Consider the following 24,487-nt stretch of genomic DNA (forward strand, 5'->3'; position numbering starts at 1 on the left):
AAATAATCTTGTTATTTGAAATGTTTTTAATATTACAAGCTGACATTCCTTTTCTAACTACATTTAATGATATTAAAAAAATAATAGATACCAATATCTCAAATACAAGAGATGAAGGTATTAGAAAATCATTAATTCAATTTCCTAGATAGTATGCGCATTTATTTAATACATATAATTTGTTTTTTTGTCTGTGTTAGTTTTATGGCTTGTAAAACAACGAAGAAAGATGTTCCACGTTATGAACAAGAGTTGAGAAATAGACATTTGAAAGGGCCTGTAAAACTATTGCAATGTCATGTAGACTATGTACATAAAGACTTATCATTTGATCAAAAGCAATATTATAAGGCTAGTTTTCCAGGAGGTGGGGCAAGCGAATTTATAAGTAGCGTAGCGATTAAGTTTGATACTCTAGGTAGACAGATAAGAAAATGGTCGTCTGTAGATAGTGTTGACCAAGTTTTTTATGACACCAGGGCTGGTGTATATTTCTATGATGAGCACGATTTCGAATCCAAAAAGAAATATGTTCGTGAAAAACACCCGAGATATACCTATAACCCAAATATTTTAAAACTAAACCAAAAATATTACAGTACTATCAACTTAATTGATCGTAAAGATAGCTCAGATTTAAGACGCTATTATGAGTATAAATATGTATTTGATAGAGAGGGAAAAGTGAAAACAGAATATAAACTTCAATATTATGATAAAGATGTTGACGGTAATCCAGAAGTTAGAGATTCTGCATATGCCGTGGCATACAGTTACAATAAAAAAGACCAATTAATAGAGAAACGATTTAATTTTATATCAGACCGTTATCGAGACCCTATATCAATAGACCACAATTACGATGCTTACCGTCGTTTTAAAACTGTAGAAAAATACACTTACAATAATAAGGATTTGTTAAGCACAGTAAAGCTCTACTACGACGACCAAGTATTTTTTAGTGAAGAGTACACCTACAACAACAATGGGCAATTAACCAAAATGAGGCGCATTAAAATGAGTGATTTCATGAGCATCAATAAAAACATAAAACCTCACAAAGAGTTGTTCTTTAATGATAAAGGAGATGTATCAAAGATCATAGCTTATAGCGATGATTTTAAGATCCCCTTTGCTACCTATCTATATGTGTATAAGGATTATGATGCCTATGGTAATTGGTTATATTGTGAGCTGTATTTAGATGGTGAGATTAAGAAAACACCAACCATGATTGCCAAACGTATTATTGAGTACTATGAAAATTAAATGTTTAATGCTGTAAAAAGAAAAATATGCCAAATAATATAATGCATCCTAGTTTAAGTCAATTGCTTATTGACCCTTTAGATACCAGAACTTGGATCAGTATGGGCATTGAAGCAGCCAACCACGCTCCTATTGAAAAGCCTTTTAATATGGGTGTTTTGCAAGTTTGATATGCAACAACACAAAACTAAAAAACAGCCTTTGTATGTAATACTATTATTGATATTAGCAGCAGAGGCTGTTTTTATTTTGCCTTTTGTTTTACAGCGTATTTTTAGAACTACGTTTTTAGAATCTTTTTCTATAACTGACACCGAAATAGGAAGTTGTTTTGCCGCTTATGGTACGGTTGCCTTAGTCTCCTATCTTTTTGGTGGCCCATTGGCAGATAAATTTAAACCGCATCTTTTAATGTCAGCTGCGCTAATTCTAACTGCTCTCGGAGGCTTCTTTCTAGCAACATATCCAAGTCTATATCAGCTACATTTACTTTATGGATTTTGGGGTTTTACCACTATTTTCCTGTTTTGGGCAGCAATGATCAAAGCCACCAGAATTTGGGGAGGCACTCACAAGCAAGGTATCGCTTTTGGGTTTTTAGATGGTGGTCGTGGTTTGGTCGCCGCGCTTTTTGGATCTGTAGGCGTCATCATATTCTCATTATTTATTACCAAAGAGGTTGAATTAACCTCAATTGAAGAACGTCGTTTAGCCTTCAAAGAAGTGATAACCTACACCTCTATTGCCGTATTTTGCATAGGTATTATGGTCTTTTTCTTCTTAAAATTCACAGAAACTGAAACCACAGCATCTGATAAACCTTCTAAATTATTGACCATAGAAAATTTTAAAATAGTTATGAAATACAGAGCCGTTTGGCTACTCATGATTATTATTCTATGTGCTTATAACGGTTATAAAATGACGGATCTTTTTAGTAAATATGCTGAAGAAGTAATGGGTTATAATAAAATTGAAGCTGCGAAAGTGGGAACGTCTCTTCTCTATATCAGACCTGTTGTTGGAGTTGTTATTGGTATGCTTGCAGATAGAACTAAAGCTTCCTTATGGATTGTTATTGGTTTTTTATTAATGACGATCACTAGCATCATCTTTTATGCTGGTATTATTGATGATTCTACAACACTCTTATTTATACTATCCATTGGAACCATGGCTTTAGGTGTGTATTCAGCAAGAGTTTTATATTTCGCAACGCTTGAAGAAGCTAAAATTCCATTAGCGGTTACAGGGACTGCTGTGGGCTTTATCTCAGTTGTTGGTTATACGCCAGATATTTTTGCAGGACTCGTTATGGGTTATTTTTTAGATGCCAATAAAGGTGCTGTTGGTTTACAAAATGCTTTTGGTGTTATGGGTTTATTTACTTTGGCTGGATTAGTGGCATCCTTCATGTTTTATAAGCATTCAAAAAATAGAGCATAAAAAAAGAGCGCCAATGCGCTCTATTTATTTATAATATGGAAAATGCTATTAATGCGTTAAACCTTCACGCTTAGCTTTTCTTTCTGCTTTCATTTCTTTCAAACGTTCTATTGAAGATCCAAAAATCCAATAAGGAATAACGAATGTTAATAGGAAAATCATTAACCAAAATCCAATAGTTAATATGGTTAAAAATGCTAAAAATCCTAAATACTGATCAAATTCAAACATGAGTCTTTTTTCGTTTACGTTTAATTACTGCAAAGATATAACCAAAAAATAAGTTTTACAACCGACTTGCTTAGTTTTATTAACAGCTTATTAAAAAAATTACAGGCCTTTAATTAGTAATTCTGCTGTTGCCGGATTTGTTGCTAAGGGCACATTGTGCACATCACATAAACGCATGAGCATTAAAATATCGGGTTCGTGTGGATGGCGATCTAAGGGATCCCTAAAAAACAACACCATATCACAATGCCCTTCTGCGACTCTTGCTGCAATTTGCGCATCTCCGCCCAATGGACCAGAAAGTAATGCATTAACGGCAAGTCCTGCACTATTTACTTTTTCACCAGTAGTCCCTGTTGAAACCAACGAAATATTTTTTTGCTGTAAAATTTCGCTATGTTGATTTAAAAACTGAACCATTTCAGCTTTTTTGCCATCATGTGCTATGATTGCAATTTCCATATTAAAGATTTTTTACATGATAATCTACCAAACCTTCAATTGGTCGTCTCACAAAATTACCCACTTTAAATCCATATTCTTCTGCAACTTGCTTAATTTCATCTTGACCAAAATAGGCAATAGAACCCGCAAAATGCACAGGAACACCATTATCTAGCTCTTTCTTGTACTGAAGAATCATGTTTTCCGTAAATAAGCGAATCCCTTTTGTAATTATATTACTAATATATTCTGAATCCTTATTTATAAACATAAACTCGGCATGATCTGCCAAATACGCACTTGGGTTGGTCTGTTTGTATAAATTATACTTAATGAAATCTGCATCCAAATTATGCTTATGCGCAAAGGCAACACTTATGGTGTCTGGCATTTTGTTAAAATAGTAATCCCTTATTAACTGTTTACCAAAATAATTTCCACTAGCATCGTCCATTAATATAAATCCAAGACTAGATACGCGTTGGTGCAAATCGTTTCCATCAAAATAACTACAATTTGAGCCTGTTCCTAAAATACAAACCACGGCAGCTTCATCATTGGCATCAATACATGCTCTTACTGCGGCATATGTATCTTCCCTGACCTCAACTATGGCATTTGTAAAATAGGTTTCTAAAATTGATTTCAGTATCAGCGTCGGTTTTTCAGTCCCACAACCAGCTCCGTAAAAGTAAACATGGGAAACGTCGTTGGCAATAGCCATTAACTCCTTACTCTTTTTAATCGTTTTACTAAGTTTTTTCTCTGGAACAATAGCAGGATTCAAACCTTTAGTCCTTATTTTATCAACAGCTTGTTTACCGTTTTTATCTATAGCGATCCAGTCGCACTTCGTAGAACCACCATCTGTAATTAAAATCATGATATTGAATATAAATAAAAATTCCGTAGCCTATGACAATACATAATCCTACGGAATCTTCAGAATTAATAATTTGTCTTATAGGTTGTTTACTTTTTGAGCTAAATCAACCAACTTGTTTGAATATCCAAACTCGTTATCATACCAAGATACTACTTTGAAAAATTTTGAGTTCAATTCAATTGCTGCGTCTGCATCAAAAATACTTGTACGAGCATCGCTAACAAAATCTTGTGAAACCACTAAATCCTCAGTATATCCTAAAACACCTTTCATAGATCCTTCAGAAGCTTTCTTAAATGCGGCTTTAATAGCCTCTAAACTTGTTTCTTTTTCGGTTCTAAAAGTTAGGTCCACCACAGATACATCTGCTGTAGGAACTCTAAATGCCATACCTGTTAACTTTCCATTTAACTTAGGAATTACTTTTCCAACAGCTTTTGCTGCACCTGTTGATGCTGGTATAATATTTAAAAGTGCACTTCTACCTCCTCTATAATCTTTTTTAGATGGTCCATCTACCGTTAATTGAGTTGCTGTAGTAGCATGAACAGTTGTCATAAGACCTTCTTCCAATCCGAAATTGTCATCGATAACTTTAGCAAGAGGTGCTAAACAGTTTGTGGTACAAGATGCATTGGATACTATGGTTTGGTCTGCAGATAACTCATTATCGTTAACTCCCATAACAAACATAGGTGCATCCTTACTTGGAGCAGAAATTACCACTTTCTTGGCTCCTCCATCAATGTGATATTGAGCGGTTTCCAATGTTGTAAAAATACCTGTACATTCTGCAACGACATCTGCACCAACTTCATCCCATTTAAGGTTTTTAGGATCGCGCTCTGCTGTTACCCTTACAGTCTTTCCGTCTACCACTAAGTGTCCATCCTTTACTTCTACTGTACCATCGAATCTTCCGTGAACGGAATCATACTTTAATAAATACGCTAAATGCTCTACATCCAATAAATCGTTAATTGCTACAACATCTACGTCATTACGTTTAACTGTTGCTCTAAAAACAATTCTTCCTATTCTACCGAATCCGTTGATTCCTAATTTTAAATTTGCCATTACTCTATTTTTGTTTTAATTTTTGTATTTAAATTATGTTGACATTATATCTGAAACTCTTAAAAGTTCCATATTTATTTTTGATTTTCCTTTCACGGCTTGGTCAAATGGTGTTAAATCCATAATATCATTTTTAATACCAACCATAAAATTGCTTTTTCCAGTAAGTAAGCTTTCTACAGCTTTAACGCCCATTCTACTTGCCAAAACACGATCGAAACACGATGGTGATCCGCCACGTTGCATGTGCCCGAGAACTGAAACCCTTACGTCGTAACCTTCCATATTCTGATCGACATAATCCTTAAGTTCAAAAACACTTTTACCTATTTTATCCCCTTCGGCAACCACAACAATACTCGACGATTTTCCAGATTTTTTACTTCGTCGTAACGATTCTGTCAAACGATCTAATCCTAAATCTTCCTCTGGAATTAAAATTTCTTCCGCACCACCAGCAATACCCACATTTAAAGCAATATGTCCAACATCTCTTCCCATCACTTCAATAAAGAATAAGCGGTTGTGCGAACTTGCTGTATCCCTAATTTTATCTATGGCACCAACGACCGTATTCAAAGCTGTGTCGTATCCTAATGTATATGTTGTTCCAAAAATATCATTATCAATAGTTCCAGGTATTCCCATGACAGGAAAACCAAATTCTTGATTAAAAATCATGGCTCCTGTAAAGCTACCATCTCCACCAATTACAACAAGCGCATCAATGCCGGCTTTTGTCAGTTGCTCGTGGGCTTTCACTCTACCTTCTTTTGTTCTAAATTCTTTAGAACGTGCGGATTTTAAAATCGTGCCACCTTTATTAATGATATCTTTAACGCTTCGTGCATCCATTTCAACGAAATCGCCATCAATCATCCCTTCATAACCTCTATAAATACCGTAGCATTTGATATCATGATAAGCACAAGCTCTTACTACAGATCTAATTGCAGCGTTCATTCCTGGTGAGTCCCCTCCAGAAGTTAAAACGCCTATATTTTTAATTGTATGCAGCATTACCTTTATTAATTTACAGTAAAATTAAGAAACTCTAGATATAAAAAAGTTAGTATTGTCATAAATAAATCGGCGAAATACCAATTCAAACGTTTTCGTTAATAAGTATTTTAACAACTTTGGGGAATTTATGGAGCTTATGATTTATTTTCTGACTTTTTTTCCTTCATAGTCATATAATCTGGCATCAAATCTTCATCATCTTTTTTCTTTTTTTCTTTCGATTTATTAGATTTTATGTCTTTTCTATTTTTTCCTGTAAAAATAATTTGAAGTAATTCCTTAAATGAATCGAATTCAACATTATAAGATAAACCAGCCCCTTGCGTGTAACCTATTTCTTCTCCAAAATTACGAATACTATTTTCTCTATTGAAAACTTTGGCTCTGAGTGTGCCATCTTCATTCAGTAATAAATCGATTTGCACATCGCCACTTATTACCGTTTGGCTGGCACTTCCAAATGGTACACCAACCTTTCCGTTCACCAAAATTTTATCGCTTATTTTAGTTTGAAGCGTCACACCAACCTTATTATTGGTTTGCAATTCTGGTGTGTCTTGTCCCAGCTCAAAATCAATCCCAACATCCAAATTTCCATTGTTAGTCCCAAATAAGTTATTCACAATACCTGTGAGTCGCTCTGAAATTGTTCCTGTAAAATTAACCCCTCCTAAACTACTGGAAAATCCACCTGTTGCCAAAAACATTAAAGCTTGGTTATCGCGTTCGTCTTTAGATGACAACCTATAATCCAGCTCCGATTTTATAGTGGAACTCACGTTGGGAAATCTAAAATTAAATTCTGGGTCTGGTTGTTCTAATTTTCCTGTTAAATGAATTTCGACTTCAACATCAATACTTTGGTTGATCGGATTATCCAATAAAACTGAAGGGTTAGCATCAGCGGCATAAATGGCCTTTAGGTTTAACTCGGCATCCATGGGATCACCTTCCCAAACAATACTTCCTCCTTGTTCTACTTTAAACTTCTTTTCAACCACACCACCATACTTAAAATTATAAGTGCCATCATAGACCACAAAATCGCCCCACATATTAAATGTTCCATTGGTATTAATCAAGAAATTTAAACCACCTACACCTCGTCCTTTTATGGTGCTTCCTGCTTCTTTATCTATGACTATTTCAATGACTGCGTTTTGGTTGACATTCAAATCAAAATCCAGTTCCAAACCTTTTACTTCAATGACATTAGAAATTTCTCCTTTTAGTCTTGCCGCTTTTTCCTCAGGACTTAAGAAATGAATAAAAGTATTGTCCCCAAAACTTTCAGCATCATTGAGCGGAATAAAAAACTCTGTGCCTGCTTCTGTTCTTCCATCAATAACCTGAATAACCAATTGGTCAGTTGGCCCTTTTATTTCAGCTCTTCCTGAAATGAATCCTGTACCATAATATAATTCGTCTTCAGATTCTTCCGTATTCAACACTAAAAGTCGGTCTGTTGTTAATTCCAAGCCAAGTTTCCAGTCTGTAAAATTATCGTGCGCAATAAAACCATTTAAATTTCCATTGGAAAAGTACTTGGAATCCGTCATGGCCACATTATTGAAAATAAACTGCTGACCTCTAAGTGATACTTTAGAATCAAAATCGAAACCATAATCTACATTCAGATAAGGAATGGACAGACCTGCCCTATCCAATAACAACTCTCCATAAATGGCTGGTTTATTCAAGCTTCCTGTCACATTAGCATAACCGGAAACCAAACCTCTGATGTTACTTATAACGCCTTCTCCCAAAGGATTTAGTGGATCTAGCAGAAATTCTTCGAACGTGACATCTAAATCTATTTGTGGATTGTTTTCGGAAACGTCAATCGTTCCTTTAGCATCCAATGATTTTAGATTGTCATTAACCAAGGTTACATCGACATTATAATTGGTTATGGAATTATTGCCTTCAATATTAGCTTTAAGGTTACCCAAATCATAATCATTGACAAACAAACCACTTATTTCAACATTGGATTTTGGTAAATAAACACCATTGTTTTGAACCACATCCAACTTTCCATTTACAACACCTTTCAACGCCAGACTATCGATGCGTGGTGTAATCTTAACGAGTTGTACATCTTTAAAATCAACATTAAAATTCTTGTTGGTGGAATCCTGTACTTTACCAGACACCAAAATTTCCTCATCACCTTGCGTTATTTTAATAGGGAAAATATCGAACGTCTTGAATTTTCTATCAAAACGAATTTTGTTCAATGTGTCTTTTTGTGCATTTAAAAGCCATTCGTAACCTTTAAATTTTACGTCAGATTTTCTAAAGCCAACCACTGAATGATTGGACTCGTCAATGGTGTAAAACAGATTCAAATTAAAATTATCTGCATTGTTCTTTCCGCCTTTAAATTCAGATTTAATCAATAAAGTGTCGCGCTTAGTCACATTAATCAAACTGAATTGTGAAGCGTTATATATTCCAGCACTTAAACTGTCAACTTCAATATAAGTGTTGTATAAAGGATTACTATTGTCTATAGTGACATTGATATTATTCGCAAAATAATCCTTGAATTTAATTTCGGGTGAATTGAATGTGAGTTCAAATCCCTTTTCATCCGTTTCTATTCGTCCTTCAATAAACGTGTTCTTTCCTAAGATTAATTCCTTGAAGAAGACTGCAGCAATTTTAGAATAAATATTAAATCTAAAATCTATATACTGACCTTCATCAACCTTGTTAGGTATATAATTGGTATATATGCTTCCGACGGAATTTTCAACCAAGCCCAAAATATCCTTAGTTTTAAACTGACCCGTAATTTGTCCGTTAATAATGTCTGGTGAGTTTATGGCAATGGTGCGTTCGTCATCTTGAAACGAAGAGACGATATCAAAATCCTGAAAACTATAACTTTCGTCTTGATTTTTATAGGTTGTATTTTTTATATTAATCGTTCCAATGGCATTATCTAACGTCGTTCCTTTGGCTGACATCGTTACCAAACCTCTAAATTCTGAAATGCTATCTCGCGTTACAAAATTCAGTTCGCTTAAATTGGCATAACCAACATTGGCCTTAAAATCGAACTTCTTTTGGTCTTCGGAAAAATCTGCTAACCCGTTGAAATCGAGTTGTAAATTAAGGTCCTCCGCCTTTACTATACCATTAAAAATCTTATTCCCAAGCTTACCCGAAAGCATGATGTCTCTATACGTATAGCCGTTGTAATCTAAAACAAAAACCTCTCCTTTTACATTGGTTTTTAAATTATCTATGGTAAATCCTTTGCCATCAACATCAAGATTTAGAGAGGTGGATTTAACCAGTGGGTCATCGATAAGTTCTCCTATATTAAATTCATCCAAAACCACATTTCCAACATAACTGGCATTATCGATGTTATCGATGTTAGTCAACAATAAATCTGAATTTATAAAGCCTAAATCCGTATCAATTTCAATATCAGCTTCAACACGTTTTGCTGTTATATAAGATGTTCCTTGTATCTTGAAATTACCAACTTTAGAAATCAAACTTGGAATGGAATTTCCAAGTATTCTAGGTAAAAGCGCAGTTAAATCGTTATAATTTGAAGCGAGATTCTGAAACCTTCCACGCAACGCAAAACTGTCTTCTTCATTACTGAAAAGGTTTTTAAAAGTGATATCTCCAATAATTCTCGTATTATTAGAGGTACTCACATTAAGATTTTTAGCTTCCAGATTATTTAATGTTCCTGATAAATCAGCATTAAACGCTGCGTGTTGATTGGTCCCAAACTCATCAAAAAAAGCATTCAGTTCAGTCAAGGAAATATCGGAATCCCTAAAACTTGCCTCGACATTTACTTTGTCTTTAAAAAACTTTAAATCTTCACGTTTATAGTTAAATCTTAAATTACCTTTTAATTCAGACAGTTCAGTTTTGATGTTAAGGTCGCCGAAATTCATGTGGTCGAGTGTGTATTCAAAATTTGCCATTAAATTTTTGACCGCAATACCTCTACTATCCCTAAAGCTCAGTTTATTAATTCTACAACTGACTTCAGGACCATTGATTAGAAAATTGGTCGTGTTTGCATTTAGTCCAGTAAACTCAAAGATTTTTGGGGTTTCCAAATTTTCATCTATTAACCGGAAAATTCCACCCTCTATAGAAACATCGCTGGATGAAAACAGAAATTCACTTGGTCCCGTTCTTGGATTATCATCATCGAACTTGGCAACGAATACGTCTAAATTAGTATCTGTTTCGCCTTTGTAAGTCTTTAAATTAAAAATGACATTTTGAAGGTCAATATCTCCAAAATTAAGTTTGCCATTGATAAGATTTTGAAAACTGATAATTGAGCTGTTTAACTCACTAGCACTAATTAAGGTATCTTTTTTATAATCTCTAATCAGTATATCTTTGAGCTCTATATCTCCATTGAGCTGAAGACCAACACGACCAACATTGATGTCGGTTTTAAAATCTTCGTTAAGTCTATCCGTAACATATCTACCTAATTTGGTCTGTACTGCAGGAATGGATAAAACCAAAAATAAAATGAAAAACAAGAGCAATATGATGCCTATTATTTTTCCTATTATTTTGAGTATCCGTTTGATAAAGTTTTTGAGTTTAAGAGTTTATGGTTTATGAGTTTAAATGCATGATTTCTTAGTACCTTTGCCCTAACAATACGTTGTTAAATAAGGCATTGGACTTTAACTTGTAAAATTAACAATTATTGTACCGAATATCGACTATGGAAAAAGAAAATATTTATATCCTCGGAATTGAGTCGTCTTGCGATGATACAAGCGCTGCTGTGCTATGTAATGACCAGATTTTAAGCAATGTTGTGGCCGATCAAAAAATACATGCAGCGTACGGCGGTGTTGTGCCAGAATTAGCTTCTCGTGCGCATCAACAAAATATTGTTCCTGTGGTGCATCAAGCCATTGAAAAAGCGGGTATTAAAAAGGAACAATTAAGTGCTGTGGCTTTTACTCGTGGTCCAGGTTTAATGGGGTCTTTGTTAGTTGGCACCTCGTTTGCAAAATCATTGGCTTATGGTTTAGATATTCCTTTGATTGACGTCAACCATATGCAAGCGCATATTTTGGCGCATTTTATTGACGAAAAAGACCATAAAAAACCACCATTTCCTTTTTTAGCGATGACCATTTCTGGTGGACACACGCAGATTGTAAAAGTGAGCAATTATTTTGAAATGGAGGTCATAGGTGAAACCATTGATGATGCTGTTGGCGAAGCTTATGATAAAAGTGGGAAAATACTAGGATTGGGCTATCCGGCTGGTCCAGAAATAGATAAACGAGCGCAATTGGGAAATCCGAAAGCCTATCAATTCACCAAACCAAAAGTTGAAGGTTTAAATTTTAGTTTTTCAGGATTAAAAACCAATATCCTTTATTTTGTTCAGCGTGAAGTAAAAGCCAACCCTAATTTTATCGACGCTAACCTAAACGATATCTGTGCTTCCATTCAATATACCATTATCGGTATTTTAATGGCGAAACTAAAACTGGCCGTTAAACAAACTGGAATAAAACATATCGCCATTGGTGGAGGTGTTTCTGCAAATTCCGGAATTCGAAAAGCACTAAAAGATGCTGAACAAAAATTTGGATGGACGAGCTATATACCCAAATTTGAATATACTACAGATAATGCGGCCATGATTGCTATTGTTGGGTATTTGAAATATTTGGAAGAGGATTTTTCTGATTTTGATGTAATGGCTACGGCTCGGTTGAAGTTGTAGGGATTCAGTCGCAGGTTACAGATGCAGTATGCTCTTATTGCACATTTAGTTTTATATGAATCATTTTTTTCTCTCGCAGAGGCGCAAAGGCGCAAAGGAGCGCAAAGTGTAGAAAAGCAACATAACCGTGAAAATCTAAGTATTCTGTATCTGAATTAAGTTTCGTTTCAGTTATAGATTAGTTATAATTCGTGCTATTTCCCTAAAAATCATGACAAACTGGGTCTTTATATATATGATCTAAACTATTTTTTTTACGCAATGATTTGTGATAATTCGTGAAATTAGTGTCTTTTTTTTCCGTGTAATTCGTGTGATCCCAGTCGAAATTCATCAAAAAATCAATCACAATCCAAATCCTATTTCAAAATTGTTAAAACAAATGTTAACATCCTTTCAAACCTTCACTTCCATCATATCTTAAAATTTAGTTGTTTTGTACTACCCTAAATCAAACTAAATTAACTACACATGAAACATTTATTTACACTTTTACTTTTTTTACCATTATTTGGTTTTTCACAAATGGCTTTGGAACAACAATTAGACTCCATTTCTACGCCTGATGAGGCAACCATATTCTTAAAAGAGAACAAACCCAAACAAGGCAAACTGTTCACATTCAATAAAGAAAAACATAAAACCAGATTGGCCAACGATTTATTCAGTATGTCAAAAGGTGGGAAAAAAGTCATTAGAACTGATTTTAAGAAGACCTTTTACAAGGTCATCGATAAGGCTGAAGTGGACTACATCAAATTCAGTATTATAATATTCGATGCTTCGGACGACCAGGCACTATCTAAACGAGACAAAGTACTTTCACAATACAACCAAGGTTACCGGTTTAAGGACTTAGCCAAGCATAACTCTATAGATCGCACGGCTAAAAAAGGTGGTGACACAGGTTGGATTAAAGCTGGAGATATGTCTAAGGCATTTGACGACATTGCTTTTGCGGAAAACCATGACATTGACGCTATTTTTCCGATTGATGATTTAGAAAATCAAAAATACTACCTCGTTATTAAAACTGAAAACAGAACGCCTATTGAGGAAATTACGGTTTTAAAATTTTCTGAAAATATTGAGTAATGCAATTATTCTATAATCCAAATATTTCTGAGACTACGACGAGTTTTAATTTCAATAAGGAAGAAAGCCGACACATCGCTAAAGTTTTAAGAAAAAAGGCAGGAGACGTTTTGCATATTACAAATGGAAAAGGCTGGCTTTTTACAGCCGAAATTACATTGGCAGAACAAAAGAATTGTAGGGTTTCCATTACCTCAAAAAGCTTTCAGCCTAAACGCAATTTCAATTTGCATTTAGCGGTTGCGCCAACAAAAATGAATGATAGATACGAGTGGTTTTTAGAAAAAGCAACGGAAATCGGTATTGAGACCATCACACCTATTATTTGCGAAAATAGCGAACGTAAAGTGGTAAAGACGGAACGTTTTGAAAAAATCATTCAGTCTGCCATGAAACAATCGTTGCAATACTATTTACCAAATCTAAATACACCAATTGCTTTTAAAGATTTTATTAATCAAGATTTTGAAGGTCAAATTTTCATTGCCCATTGCGAAGAAACCGATAAGAAATCCTTAAAATCGGAGTTAAAGTCGGCAACCGATTGTACTATTTTAATTGGCCCTGAAGGCGATTTTAGCGTTAAAGAAATCGAAATGGCATTGGCGAATAACTTTATTCCTGTAACTTTGGGTGAGACACGCTTAAGAACTGAAACTGCAGCCATTGCTGCTTGTCATTCTGTGGCGCTTAATAATGAATAAAATGAAACGCTTTTTTACTTTATATTTTACATTTTTCACGGTCTTCCTTTTTTCCCAAGACGTTGCCATTTTGAAATACAAAGGTGGTGGCGATTGGTACAGTAACCCAACAGCTTTGCCAAATTTGGTAAAATACTGCAATGATAATATTGACACCAATATTAATGAAAGCATTCAAACGGTTGAAGTGGGTAGCACAGATATTTTTCAATTTCCTTTGTTGCATATGACGGGTCATGGCAATGTATTCTTCAGCGATGATGATGCCGAAAACTTAAGGAATTACCTTATCTCAGGAGGATTTCTTCATATTGATGACAATTACGGAATGGAACCTTACATAACCAAAGAACTCAAAAAAGTATTTCCGAATAGTGATTTGGTTGAAATTCCAAAAGACCATAAAATATTCAGTTCGGCTTACGAATTTTCAAACGGTTTACCAAAAATCCATGAACATGATGGCAAAGCGCCACAGGCTTTCGGTATTTTTTATGAGAGTAGATTGGTGCTGTTATTTACATTTGAAAGCGATTTAGGCGATGGCTGGGAAGACCAAGAAGTGCATAACGATCCCGAGGATGTGAGGGAAAAAGCTTTAAAGATGGGCGCTAATATTGTGAAGTATGCTTTTGAAAACTAATTTTTCTTAGAATCAAGATAAAAGAGCCAAGAGCAAAGACCAAAAAGAAATGAAATTAAGTTACCGTTGCGAATCGTGCAAAAAAGATAATATTATTAAAACCAAAGCTTCAGATAGACATGGCTTATTAATGGAAATGGGTAAAAATGAATTTAACGAACGATGTAATCATTGTGGACACTTTACCAAAAAACATATTAATAGATTATATGCTGAAGATGACTATACCTTAGTTTTTGTTGGTATTGGTATGGCCATAATAGCTACAGCATTATTATGGAATCTTGGGTTACTTTCTACCCTAACTTTTGGAATTCCGATATGGTTTTGGATGGAAATGAAAAAGAAATCAAGTGCCTTTAACAGAACTATGGTCAAGTAGAAATGAAGAAATTTTCACTAAAATATAAAATCGTAGCTTTATTATTAGTTTTGGCTTTTACTTTTCAAACTATGGAATCAATAAATAGTCATACTTACAAAATTGGAGTTGACAGTTACCATTATTATTATTCATGTTTTGGTCCAATACCTACTCATTTGGCATGGACTTGCAAATCACAACACTAAAGCAATAATTTATAATAGTTTTCACTTCATTCTTCGTGCTTCCAACTTCAGGCTTTATGCAACTCAACCACTACAATTCCAACTTCAAAAAACAGAAACATCCAATCAAAATAGTTTGCGATAACATAACTAATGCACCAAATATTGGAAGCTTGTTTAGAATTGCAGATGCTTTTAATATTGAAGAACTCATATTTTGTGGGTCTGATATTTCATTAGGAAAGCGAATGACAAAAACATCGCGCTCTACTGAGAAGTATGTCAATCACAGTATAAACGAAGTTATTGAAACGCAAATTCAAAATTTAAAATCCAAAAATTATTATCTAATTGCTTTAGAGATTACAGAGAATAGTCAGGCTCTATCCGAATTTAAATTACAAACAAAACGACCAATTGCACTCATCTTAGGCGATGAAAACTTTGGAGTTTCCGAAACCATTTTAGAACAAGTGGATGCCATAGTCCATATCAATATGTTTGGAAACAATAGCAGTATGAATGTGGTGCAAGCTACAAGTATTGCACTTTATGAAATAACTAAGCAACTTAATTCTTAAATTTTATTTTCCTGCAAGTTTCCAAAAACCTTATAAGTTTAGTTATTTCAAATTATACCTACAAGGTCTCAAAGACCTCGCAGGATTTTAACCATTTTATTTCTCATCTTTAACTATATTTATCGCATGAACTCAAAAATTATAGCCAACGGAATCTTAAGAGCATTGGGAGTGATACTTGCCGCTGCTTTAGTGCTATATTTTCTTTATAAAATTCAATCCGTCATTGTTTACATTGCAGTGGCTGCAGTTATATCATTGATCGGGCGACCGATTACCTTGTTTTTCAGACAGAAACTGAAATTTAGTAATACCATTGCAGTTGTCGTTACCATGATTCTGCTTTTAGGGCTTTTAGTGGGTTTAGTAGGTCTTTTTATTCCCTTAATTGTAGAACAAGGTCATAATTTGGCATTATTGAATATTGAGCAATTACAGAGCAATATCGAAAATCTCTACAATCAAATTGTTACCTATTTTGAGTTGAATCATATTGATGTTGAACAGTCCATAAAAGATTCCAACTTACTTTCTAAATTAGATTTTGCGATTATTCCAAACGTTTTGAACAGCTTTATAAGTGGTTTGGGCAGCTTTAGTATCGGCTTATTTTCAGTACTTTTTATTTCATTTTTCTTTTTAAAAGACAGTAAATTGTTTGAAGATGGTATTATGACATTTGTGCCAAGCGGAAATGAAGAACGTTCTAAACGTTCTATTACAGCTATAAAAGATTTATTATCGCGCTATTTTGTTGGGCTAATACTTCAAATTTTAATCCTATTTGTTATTTATACCATTGTACTCTTGGTTTTCGGAATTGATAATGCTATTGTCATTGCCTTTTTATGTGCGCTTCTCAATTTGGTACCTTATGTTGGGCCTTTGGTTAGTGGATTTTTAATGTTGCTTTTAAGTATGTCTAGTAATTTAGGCGAGAGTTTTAGCGAGGTTATTTTACCAAAAACCACTTATGTAATGATTGGCTTTATCATCGCCCAATTAGTCGATAATTTCTTTAGTCAACCCTATATTTTTTCCAAAAGTGTAAAATCACATCCTTTAGAAATTTTCTTGGTGATCATCATTGCAGGTATTTTATTTGGTGTTGTAGGAATGATTGTAGCCATACCGACTTATACTGCGATAAAAGTTATTTTGAAGGAATTTTTATCGGATTACAATGTCGTTCAGAAACTGACCAAAGACTTATAGTTTCAATTTGAATACAAAGTTACTACATAAGGAAATTCAAGAATTTATAAACCATAATTTAAATTCAGATCTATCAGCATTAGTATTGAATGGCATTCCGTTTGAAAGTGTAGACACTAAGTTAATCGTTGAACAAATCGAAGCCAAAAAACGAAGCCAAAAAAAACTACCCACTTGGTTTAATGCCAACCATATTTACTTTCCCAATAAACTGAACATTGAACAAACCTCCTCTGAAACAACGGCTGATTATAAAGCCTCACTGATTTCAGGACAACATATAATTGACCTCACTGGAGGATTTGGAGTCGATGCGTTTTACTTCTCAAAACAAGTCAAAAACGTTACGCATTGTGAAATCAATGCTGAGCTTTCAAAAATTGTCAAACATAATTTTGAAGTATTACAAGTTCCAAACATCACCTGTTTAAACGAAAACGGCATTGAAGCCTTAAAACGAATTGACCAATCATTCGATTGGATTTATATCGATCCATCACGCCGTGATGATTCTAAACAAAAAGTGTTTTTATTAGCCGACTGCGAACCCAATATAAAAACATATCAAAATTTATTCCTGAAATATGCCAAGAATGTGATGATAAAAACGTCGCCATTACTGGATTTATCAGCAACACTTTCAGACTTGAAAAATATTAAGGAAATTAATATCGTTGCAGTTAACAATGAAGTAAAAGAATTATTGTGGATTTTGGAACGTGATTTTGAAAATGAGGTACTGGTAAAAACCGCAAATCTACAAAAGTTGAATTCGCAGTATTTTGAATTCAATTTCCATGAAGAATCAAAAGCAATAGCCAATTATAGTGAACCACTCACCTACTTGTACGAACCAAATGCGGCAATTTTAAAATCAGGAAGTTTTAATTCCATTAGTGATATCTTGAAGGTCGATAAACTTCACAAACACTCTCATCTTTATACGTCTGAATCGTTGTTGGATTTTCCTGGAAGACGATTCAAAATTGAAAAGGTATTGGCTTTCAACAAAAAAGCTTTTTCCAAAGAAAAAATTACAAAGGCTAATATCACCACCCGTAATTTTCCATTAGCAGTTAATGATATTCGTAAAAAACTGAAGGTAAAGGATGGCGGTTCGGTTTACCTTTTTTTTACCACAAACCTAAATGATGAAAAAATAATTGTGATCTGCTCAAAAATCTAAAACTCAAAAATAGCAGTTTCCGTGAATGCATAACTGACACAATCTTTGGGTTTTATTCTTGTATTCAATCCCGTAAATAAGCTAAATGCCGGTAAAATCATTTGATTATTGGTTACTTGAAAACAAGGTAATCTTAATTTTTGTTTGCCTTTTCCTTTAATCATTACACCAGGATGAATATGACCAGATATCGAGAACATATCATTTTCTTGTTCCATCGGTTCATGTATAAATTGAAATGGCGGAACCATAAGTTCTGTTTCAACTTTTATATTAAAATCATCCATTAATGTATTGGAAAGTCTATCGTGATTACCTTTAATTAACGTAATCTCTAAGTTTTCAAATTGCTCTAACCACAACTTAAAGGTTGACATGTCTCCATTATTTTCTGCATGAAATAAGTCGCCTACAATCCAAAGCTTTTGTGTTTTAAAATGGAGGATTAATGTTTTTAAACGTTCCAAATCATGTTGAAGAATGGCATTTGGCATTGGAATACCGTGTTTTCTAAAATGTGCTGTTTTTCCAATATGAACGTCTGATATGATAAGGGCATTTTCACGTTTCCAAAATAGTGCGCGTTGATTGGTAAGCGTTAACGCTTCATCATTTATTATAATATTTTTAGTACTTATTTTCAAAATGGTAATTGACTTAGTTTATCCTGCAAGGTTTCAAAAATATTATAATTATTATTTTTTTACACCCCTAAAGTCCAGTTAATTTAATTTATTCCTAACTTATTCCTAACCCCATAAATATCTGTATTTCTTAAACTTATGTTATATAAACCTTGCAGGTCGTAGTCAAATTATTAATCAATTTTAAAAGCCTGTGCTTTGATACGCTGAATGCGTTTATCCAAATTCTCATTGGTCATAGTACCGCGTAAGCTATCCACTTTTAATGGAAAACTCAAAGGTGTAAACGATTTTGCACGTTTTATGATAATTTTACTTTTTGAAATTCTATCGAATGCCGCTTGTAAACGCACCTCTTCCAATTGCTGATTAAAAACTTCGGTGTAAGCTTGTCGTAATAACAAATTATCAGGTTCATAATCTTCGAGTACTCTAAATATTAATCCTGAAGACGACTGCAAGCTTTTATTATTCTTTCGAGTTCCAGGTTGTGTTTGTACCACTAATCCGGCAATAACGGCAATATCCCTAAATTTTCGTGATGCCATTTCAGATGCATTGATGCTGGCAATGACGTCGTCCATTAAATTTTCTTTGCTTAATAATGCTGAAATATTATCTTCATTAATCGGCAACGCTTGGTCGCTCAATAACTCGAAGCCATAGTCATTCATGGCTATTGTAAAAGTCAATGGTTTTAACTTACTGATCCGATAGGCCATTAAGGACGAAAATACTTCATGGACCAATCGACCTTCAAAAGGATACATAAATAAATGATGTCCGTCTTTAGTTTCTATCATTTCTATTAAAAACTCGTCAGCTTTTGGGATGTGCGAATGGTCTTTTTGTCGTATTATCAATGGGTTTAAAAACCTTAATTCCTTTTCCAATCGTCCAGGATCTAAAGCGTCGGATAATTTTAATCGCAAAAAATGACTTAAATGTGAGGTTAAAGGTAAACGGCCACCCAGCCAACTTGGCGAAACTGCTTTCTTTGCTTTACTTCGTCGCACAAGTGCGGTCATATCTTTGATTTTTACCAATTCTAAAATACGTCCAGCTAATATAAAACTGTCACCAGGTTTTAGCTTAGAGATAAAGAATTCTTCAATCATACCAATGTAGCCGCCAGAAAAATATTTGACCATCATGGAAGCTTCACTTACAATGGCTCCAATATTCATGCGATGCAACATACTTATTCTTCTGCTTGTCACATTGTAAAGCCCATTTTCATCTTGAATCACTTTATGAAATTCTTCATATGAATGCAGTGTTTTGCCACCATTGGTAATAAAATGTAAACACCATTGCCAATCGTCTTCAGTGATATAATGAAATGCATGAACTTGCTTTATTCGATTGAATAATTTTTCAGAATCGAAACCTTGACCAACCGCTAAGGTGACCATAAATTGAATCAAAACATCAAAAGTCAAAACCATGGGATCCCGTGACTCAATCACTTGTTCCTTTATCGCCGTTTTTAAGGCTGAAACTTCAACCAATTCCAACGAATGTGTAGGCACAAAATATATTTTTGAACGCTCGTAAGGCGAATGGCCACTTCGACCAGCACGTTGCATAAAGCGCGCTATTCCTTTGGCAGAACCAATTTGGATCACACAATCAACGGGTTTAAAATCGACACCTAAATCTAAAGAAGAGGTACAAACTACCGCTTTTAAAGAACCGTTGGAAATACTATCTTCTATCCAATTTCTTAATTTTTTATCTATGGAACCATGATGAATGGCCATAACTCCTGCTAATTCTGGATTGGCATTTAATAGTAATTGGTACCATAATTCGGATTGACCTCTGGTATTCGTAAAAATCAATGTGGTGGTATTGGCATCAATAATGGGCAAAATTTTATCGACCATCTTTCCGCCTAAATGTCCAGCCCAAGGCAACACTTCAATTTCATCTGGAAGCACGGAAACAATGTCAATTTTCTTTTTCTCTTTAGCGGTGATCTGAGTAACTTTTAAGTCCGCATAAGGTAACAACACGTGTTTAGCCTCTTCTAAATTTCCAATGGTTGCCGTGATGCCCCAAATTTGAAGTTGCGGTGAGTAATGTCTTAACTGTGAAATCGCTAATTCCGTAAGTATGCCTCTTTTGTTTCCTAACAATTCATGCCATTCATCTATAGCGACACATTTAACATCTTTAAAAAAGCGCTTATTTTTCTTTTGGGAAAACATGAGATGCATAGTTTCTGGCGTGGTCAAAAGTACGTCTGGCATTAAACGTTCTTGTTTTCGTCGTATACTAGTAGGTGTATCTCCATTTCGCACTTGTACAGACCAATCCAAACCAATATCCTCAGCGGCTTCTGTCATGGCTTTTGCCAAATCCTTAGCTAATGAGCGTAATGGACTTATCCATAATAATTTTAATCCTTTGGGATAATTTTCGGGATGATTTAGATAATCTATGACTACGGCTAAAAACACGGAAAAGGTTTTTCCAAAACCCGTTGGAGCAACGACCATTCCACTATAACCACTGCCATAACGTTGCCATGTCTGACTTTGAAACGGAAACGGTTTTTGTCCTTTTTCAGCCATCCAATTGTGGACAATTTGTAACCCAGTACTGTCTTTAAATTTGCTCAAGGTGCAGTTATCAATTGTTTAACGGTTTCAATAGTATCTATGTCTTCGACGGGTTTATCTTTTCGCCATCGTGCAATTCTTGGAAAACGCAACGCTACGCCAGATTTATGTCTATTACTAAATGCAATACCTTCAAAAGCAATTTCAAAAACTAACTCTGGCTTGACGGTTCGTACTGGCCCGAATTTTTCAATCGCATTTTTATTTACCCATCGAGATATTTCGGTAATCTCTTTATCGGTTAAACCTGAATAGGCTTTTGCAACCGTAACTAATTTATCATCCTTCTTAACGGCAAACGTATAATCCGTATATTTTGAACTACGACGACCACTACCCTTTTGGGCATAAATCATCACAGCATCTATGGTTAATGGGTCTACTTTCCATTTCCACCAATCGCCTTTTTTTCGACCTGTATGATATGGCGATGCTTTTTGTTTCAACATTAAACCCTCGCTATTTATGGCTCTAGAATTTTCACGTATAGGATATAAGTCTTGCCAAGTCGTAAAATCGACTAGAAAGGATAGTTTTAAATTATGTTGTGCATCAATGGTATTAAAAAGTTGTTCTAAAACTGAACGTCTTTCAATCATCGATTTCTCTCTAATATCTTCTTCCTTAAATTCTAAAATATCGTAAATATAAAAACCGACAGGCACTTCTTGAAGTAATTTTTTAGTCACGTTTTTACGATTTAGTCGCTTTTGTAAATCATTAAATAATAAAACCGAATTATCCTTCATGGCTAGGATTTCTCCATCGAGAACGAAATCGTGTTTAAATTTAGAAATCGTCTCCACTAATTCAGGAAACTGTTCAGTCACCAACTCTTCTCCACGTGACCATATGTAGATTTCGTTATTACGCTTTACAATTTGCCCTCTAATGCCGTCCCATTTTTGCTCCACCATCCAATCTCCTGGTTCGCCTAATTCAGGAAGTTCCTTTTCCAAAGCGTAAGCCAGGCAAAATGGATAAGGTTTGGAATTATCGTAATTAATATGGGAACCATTAATTAAATCTTCAAACGAAATGGTATCGATATCCCAATTGCCAATAATACTGTGCATTAACTGATTGGCATCTATATTGGTAAGTTTTGCCAAGGCATTGACCAAGGTTTTTTTTGACACGCCTATTCTAAAACTGCCGCCAATTAATTTGTTGAAAATTAAGCGCTCTTGCTGTTTGAGACCATTCCAAGCATTAAGAACATATTTCTTTTTCTCGTCGTCAGATTTAGGTTTTAATGATTTTAGCTGTGACATCCACTCACTTAATGTCAGTTCTATATTATTTGCAGGTTCTGGCAAAAGCAAAGCAATAGTCTCTCCCAAATCGCCAACCGTACTATAACTCTCAAGAAACAGCCATTCTGGCAATTGGGTGATTTCCATACACCATTGTTTCATCAAGGTGGTTTTGACAGGCCGTGAAGGTCGCTTTCCTGTAAATAGCGCAATCAACCATAATTTATCTTTGTCTGGAGCTACTTTAAAATAATGTACCAATGCTTCAATTTTCGCATTGGTTTTGTTGGTGATTTCTATGGCACTTATAAGTTCTGAAAACTGCTTCATGCTTCAACTGTTTTTTCAGATTCTTGTTCTGCTTTTGCCATAGCTTCCTCTCCGAAATCGGTTTTTAGTTCATTGGCTTTAATTCCAATTTCATTCAAATATTTTGAAAAAATAGCTTGCGAACCGTGGGTCACATAAACTTGTTCTGCCTCAGTCGCTTTAACGGCTGACAATAAACCATTCCAATCCGCATGATCGCTCACTGCAAAACCAGCATCTACGGATTGCCAACGCCTATTACCTCTAATTTGCATCCATCCAGAACAAATGGCAGTTGCTGCATTTGGAACGCGTTTCAATAATTTGGAACCCAGCAATCCAGGCGGCATAATCGCTATTTTATTTTGAAGTGCTTTTTTATCAAAATCGTTCGTAATTAAAGTGGTTTTAGGCAATCGAATTCCAGAATTTGAAATCGCTTCATTCAAATTATGAATCGCAGTATGCACATAAATTTCATCCAATCCCTCTAACAAAGACATTAAGCGCTGTGCTTTTCCCAAAGAATAACCCAAAAAGACAGATGTTCTGTTATTGGCCTTATTAGTTTCCACCCATTGGTGTAATTCGTTTTGAAGTTCTTTTTCGCTTTTCCAATTATAAATAGGCAATCCAAAAGTACTTTCAGTAATGAAGGTGTTACATTTTATGGGTTCGAATGGTGTTGAAATAAAATCGGGCTGTGTTTTATAATCACCAGAAAATACAACGACATACCCTTTGTATTCCAGTCGGATTTGAGCAGAACCAATGACATGACCAGCTGGATGAAAACTCACTTTTACACCATTGATTAGCAAGGGCTCATCATAACCCAAGCTTTCAATCTTAATATCAGATCCTATACGATGTTTTAAAATTGCCTTAGAATCGTTTTGACATAAATAGTGTTTCATTCCCCAACGTGCATGATCAGCATGTCCATGGGAAATGATCGCATAATCAACAGGAAACCAAGGATCCAAGTAGAATTTACCTTGTGGACAGTAAATACCTTTTTTTGTGAATTTTATAAGCTGCATGTATTTTCTTTATATATCTCTTACAAGCTATTAAAAAAGCGAAAGCTTTAGTAGTAAATTAAAGTTAAATTTTAGCACATTTGAAATTATACTCTGATTTAAATGTCCGCCTTAGAAACATCCAAGTCAAATTATAATGGTTAATTAAAGGAAACTACAATACAAAGAAACAACAATGCTAATAGTCTAATAAGTCGCTAAAAAGTATATAAAAACTGATGGTGATTCAGATATTAGCCTGATAAATATGCACTTAATAAAAGGTTGTAAAATATTCGAGTTGTTTTTATAAAAAACTCAAAAAAATTGTTGCGTTCTTTAAAATGTTGCGTTACATTTGCATCCGCATTTAAAGGAATGTTCTTATACATATTGGAGAGGTGCCTGAGTGGCCGAAAGGAGCGGTTTGCTAAATCGTCGTAGGTGGAAACACTTACCCAGGGTTCGAATCCCTGTCTCTCCGCTAATTTACTGCAGTTTATGCAACTGCAAGTAAGATTAAGA

21 protein-coding genes and 1 tRNA gene are annotated in these 24,487 nt (G+C 34.6%); 12 read left to right on the forward strand and 10 right to left on the reverse strand.

Annotation, left to right across the window (positions count from 1 at the left end):
• Positions 1 to 204: 204 nt before the first annotated feature.
• Genes HM987_RS10745 through HM987_RS10755 form a run of 3 tightly spaced genes read left to right on the forward strand, consistent with a single transcriptional unit; the run spans position 205 to position 2,715 of the window.
• Positions 205 to 1,269, forward strand: a complete 1,065-nt coding sequence (locus tag HM987_RS10745; protein WP_179007936.1) for a hypothetical protein — start codon at positions 205 to 207, stop codon at positions 1,267 to 1,269.
• 26 nt (positions 1,270 to 1,295) lie between these two features.
• Complete coding sequence (locus tag HM987_RS10750) at positions 1,296 to 1,439, forward strand: hypothetical protein (protein ID WP_179004101.1); 144 nt, start codon at positions 1,296 to 1,298, stop codon at positions 1,437 to 1,439.
• A 1-nt stretch (position 1,440) separates the two neighbouring features.
• Positions 1,441 to 2,715 (forward strand): MFS transporter, encoded by a 1,275-nt coding sequence (locus HM987_RS10755; protein WP_179007937.1) that lies wholly within the window; start codon positions 1,441 to 1,443, stop codon positions 2,713 to 2,715.
• A 48-nt stretch (positions 2,716 to 2,763) separates the two neighbouring features.
• Here HM987_RS10755 and HM987_RS10760 read toward each other — a convergent pair whose 3' ends face one another.
• The 6 genes from HM987_RS10760 to HM987_RS10785 all read right to left on the reverse strand — a co-directional run bounded on the left by HM987_RS10760 (position 2,764) and on the right by HM987_RS10785 (position 10,917).
• Positions 2,764 to 2,946: a hypothetical protein gene (locus HM987_RS10760; RefSeq protein ID WP_179007938.1), complete on the reverse strand. Its 183-nt coding sequence runs from the start codon at positions 2,944 to 2,946 to the stop codon at positions 2,764 to 2,766.
• Between the two features lie 99 nt (positions 2,947 to 3,045).
• Complete coding sequence (locus HM987_RS10765) at positions 3,046 to 3,408, reverse strand: methylglyoxal synthase (protein ID WP_179007939.1); 363 nt, start codon at positions 3,406 to 3,408, stop codon at positions 3,046 to 3,048.
• 1 nt (position 3,409) lies between these two features.
• Positions 3,410 to 4,273, reverse strand: a complete 864-nt coding sequence (locus HM987_RS10770) for an N-acetylglucosamine kinase (protein WP_179007940.1) — start codon at positions 4,271 to 4,273, stop codon at positions 3,410 to 3,412.
• Between the two features lie 78 nt (positions 4,274 to 4,351).
• Positions 4,352 to 5,353 carry a type I glyceraldehyde-3-phosphate dehydrogenase gene (gene gap, locus HM987_RS10775; RefSeq protein ID WP_179007941.1) on the reverse strand — a complete coding sequence of 334 codons (1,002 nt, stop codon included), beginning with the start codon at positions 5,351 to 5,353 and terminating at the stop codon, positions 4,352 to 4,354.
• Positions 5,354 to 5,386: 33 nt separating this feature from the next.
• Positions 5,387 to 6,373, reverse strand: coding sequence for a 6-phosphofructokinase (gene pfkA, locus HM987_RS10780; RefSeq protein WP_179007942.1), 987 nt, complete (start codon positions 6,371 to 6,373; stop codon positions 5,387 to 5,389).
• Between the two features lie 137 nt (positions 6,374 to 6,510).
• Positions 6,511 to 10,917 (reverse strand): translocation/assembly module TamB domain-containing protein, encoded by a 4,407-nt coding sequence (locus HM987_RS10785; RefSeq protein ID WP_229724381.1) that lies wholly within the window; start codon positions 10,915 to 10,917, stop codon positions 6,511 to 6,513.
• 191 nt (positions 10,918 to 11,108) lie between these two features.
• Here HM987_RS10785 and tsaD point away from each other — a divergent pair, with 191 nt between their 5' ends.
• From tsaD to HM987_RS10825, 8 genes are all read left to right on the forward strand, one after another.
• On the forward strand, positions 11,109 to 12,131 hold the full coding sequence (gene tsaD, locus HM987_RS10790) for a tRNA (adenosine(37)-N6)-threonylcarbamoyltransferase complex transferase subunit TsaD (protein WP_179007943.1): 1,023 nt from the start codon (positions 11,109 to 11,111) through the stop codon (positions 12,129 to 12,131).
• A gap of 471 nt (positions 12,132 to 12,602) precedes the next feature.
• Positions 12,603 to 13,226, forward strand: a complete 624-nt coding sequence (locus tag HM987_RS10795) for a peptidylprolyl isomerase (protein ID WP_179007945.1) — start codon at positions 12,603 to 12,605, stop codon at positions 13,224 to 13,226.
• Positions 13,226 to 13,930, forward strand: coding sequence for a 16S rRNA (uracil(1498)-N(3))-methyltransferase (locus HM987_RS10800; RefSeq protein WP_179007947.1), 705 nt, complete (start codon positions 13,226 to 13,228; stop codon positions 13,928 to 13,930). Before HM987_RS10795 ends, HM987_RS10800 begins: the two co-directional genes overlap by 1 nt.
• Position 13,931: 1 nt before the next feature.
• Positions 13,932 to 14,573, forward strand: a complete 642-nt coding sequence (locus HM987_RS10805; protein ID WP_179007949.1) for a DUF4159 domain-containing protein — start codon at positions 13,932 to 13,934, stop codon at positions 14,571 to 14,573.
• A 49-nt stretch (positions 14,574 to 14,622) separates the two neighbouring features.
• Complete coding sequence (locus tag HM987_RS10810) at positions 14,623 to 14,955, forward strand: hypothetical protein (protein ID WP_179007951.1); 333 nt, start codon at positions 14,623 to 14,625, stop codon at positions 14,953 to 14,955.
• 244 nt (positions 14,956 to 15,199) lie between these two features.
• Positions 15,200 to 15,703 (forward strand): TrmH family RNA methyltransferase, encoded by a 504-nt coding sequence (locus HM987_RS10815; protein ID WP_179007953.1) that lies wholly within the window; start codon positions 15,200 to 15,202, stop codon positions 15,701 to 15,703.
• A 126-nt stretch (positions 15,704 to 15,829) separates the two neighbouring features.
• Positions 15,830 to 16,918, forward strand: a complete 1,089-nt coding sequence (locus HM987_RS10820) for an AI-2E family transporter (RefSeq protein ID WP_179007955.1) — start codon at positions 15,830 to 15,832, stop codon at positions 16,916 to 16,918.
• 7 nt (positions 16,919 to 16,925) lie between these two features.
• Positions 16,926 to 18,104: a class I SAM-dependent methyltransferase gene (locus tag HM987_RS10825; RefSeq protein ID WP_179007957.1), complete on the forward strand. Its 1,179-nt coding sequence runs from the start codon at positions 16,926 to 16,928 to the stop codon at positions 18,102 to 18,104.
• Here HM987_RS10825 and pdeM read toward each other — a convergent pair.
• The 4 genes from pdeM to HM987_RS10845 form a co-directional block, all read right to left on the reverse strand.
• Positions 18,101 to 18,748 carry a ligase-associated DNA damage response endonuclease PdeM gene (gene pdeM / locus HM987_RS10830; RefSeq protein WP_179007959.1) on the reverse strand — a complete coding sequence of 216 codons (648 nt, stop codon included), beginning with the start codon at positions 18,746 to 18,748 and terminating at the stop codon, positions 18,101 to 18,103. The genes HM987_RS10825 and pdeM overlap by 4 nt on opposite strands.
• Positions 18,749 to 18,921: 173 nt before the next feature.
• Entirely contained in the window at positions 18,922 to 21,375 is a 2,454-nt protein-coding gene (locus HM987_RS10835; protein WP_256867328.1) for a ligase-associated DNA damage response DEXH box helicase, read from the reverse strand.
• On the reverse strand, positions 21,372 to 22,961 hold the full coding sequence (locus tag HM987_RS10840; protein WP_179007961.1) for an ATP-dependent DNA ligase: 1,590 nt from the start codon (positions 22,959 to 22,961) through the stop codon (positions 21,372 to 21,374). Before HM987_RS10840 ends, HM987_RS10835 begins: the two co-directional genes overlap by 4 nt.
• Positions 22,958 to 23,983, reverse strand: coding sequence for a ligase-associated DNA damage response exonuclease (locus tag HM987_RS10845; RefSeq protein WP_179007963.1), 1,026 nt, complete (start codon positions 23,981 to 23,983; stop codon positions 22,958 to 22,960). Before HM987_RS10845 ends, HM987_RS10840 begins: the two co-directional genes overlap by 4 nt.
• A 374-nt stretch (positions 23,984 to 24,357) precedes the next feature.
• Here HM987_RS10845 and HM987_RS10850 point away from each other — a divergent pair.
• A tRNA-Ser gene (locus HM987_RS10850) sits at positions 24,358 to 24,446 on the forward strand.
• Positions 24,447 to 24,487 lie beyond the last annotated feature (41 nt).

Origin of the sequence: Winogradskyella forsetii, assembly GCF_013394595.1 — a bacterium.
Taxonomy (GTDB): domain Bacteria; phylum Bacteroidota; class Bacteroidia; order Flavobacteriales; family Flavobacteriaceae; genus Winogradskyella; species Winogradskyella forsetii.

Bases quoted from the DNA above. Each gene is read 5' to 3' on its own strand.
- HM987_RS10745 (WP_179007936.1), top strand. From the start codon at position 205: ATGGCTTGTAAAACAACGAAGAAAGATGTTCCACGTTATGAACAAGAG.
- HM987_RS10750 (WP_179004101.1), top strand. From the start codon at position 1,296: ATGCCAAATAATATAATGCATCCTAGTTTAAGTCAATTGCTTATTGAC.
- HM987_RS10755 (WP_179007937.1), top strand. From the start codon at position 1,441: ATGCAACAACACAAAACTAAAAAACAGCCTTTGTATGTAATACTATTA.
- HM987_RS10760 (WP_179007938.1), bottom strand. From the start codon at position 2,946: ATGTTTGAATTTGATCAGTATTTAGGATTTTTAGCATTTTTAACCATA.
- HM987_RS10765 (WP_179007939.1), bottom strand. From the start codon at position 3,408: ATGGAAATTGCAATCATAGCACATGATGGCAAAAAAGCTGAAATGGTT.
- HM987_RS10770 (WP_179007940.1), bottom strand. From the start codon at position 4,273: ATGATTTTAATTACAGATGGTGGTTCTACGAAGTGCGACTGGATCGCT.
- gap (WP_179007941.1), bottom strand. From the start codon at position 5,353: ATGGCAAATTTAAAATTAGGAATCAACGGATTCGGTAGAATAGGAAGA.
- pfkA (WP_179007942.1), bottom strand. From the start codon at position 6,373: ATGCTGCATACAATTAAAAATATAGGCGTTTTAACTTCTGGAGGGGAC.
- tsaD (WP_179007943.1), top strand. From the start codon at position 11,109: ATGGAAAAAGAAAATATTTATATCCTCGGAATTGAGTCGTCTTGCGAT.
- HM987_RS10795 (WP_179007945.1), top strand. From the start codon at position 12,603: ATGAAACATTTATTTACACTTTTACTTTTTTTACCATTATTTGGTTTT.
- HM987_RS10800 (WP_179007947.1), top strand. From the start codon at position 13,226: ATGCAATTATTCTATAATCCAAATATTTCTGAGACTACGACGAGTTTT.
- HM987_RS10805 (WP_179007949.1), top strand. From the start codon at position 13,932: ATGAAACGCTTTTTTACTTTATATTTTACATTTTTCACGGTCTTCCTT.
- HM987_RS10810 (WP_179007951.1), top strand. From the start codon at position 14,623: ATGAAATTAAGTTACCGTTGCGAATCGTGCAAAAAAGATAATATTATT.
- HM987_RS10815 (WP_179007953.1), top strand. From the start codon at position 15,200: ATGCAACTCAACCACTACAATTCCAACTTCAAAAAACAGAAACATCCA.
- HM987_RS10820 (WP_179007955.1), top strand. From the start codon at position 15,830: ATGAACTCAAAAATTATAGCCAACGGAATCTTAAGAGCATTGGGAGTG.
- HM987_RS10840 (WP_179007961.1), bottom strand. From the start codon at position 22,961: ATGAAGCAGTTTTCAGAACTTATAAGTGCCATAGAAATCACCAACAAA.
- HM987_RS10845 (WP_179007963.1), bottom strand. From the start codon at position 23,983: ATGCAGCTTATAAAATTCACAAAAAAAGGTATTTACTGTCCACAAGGT.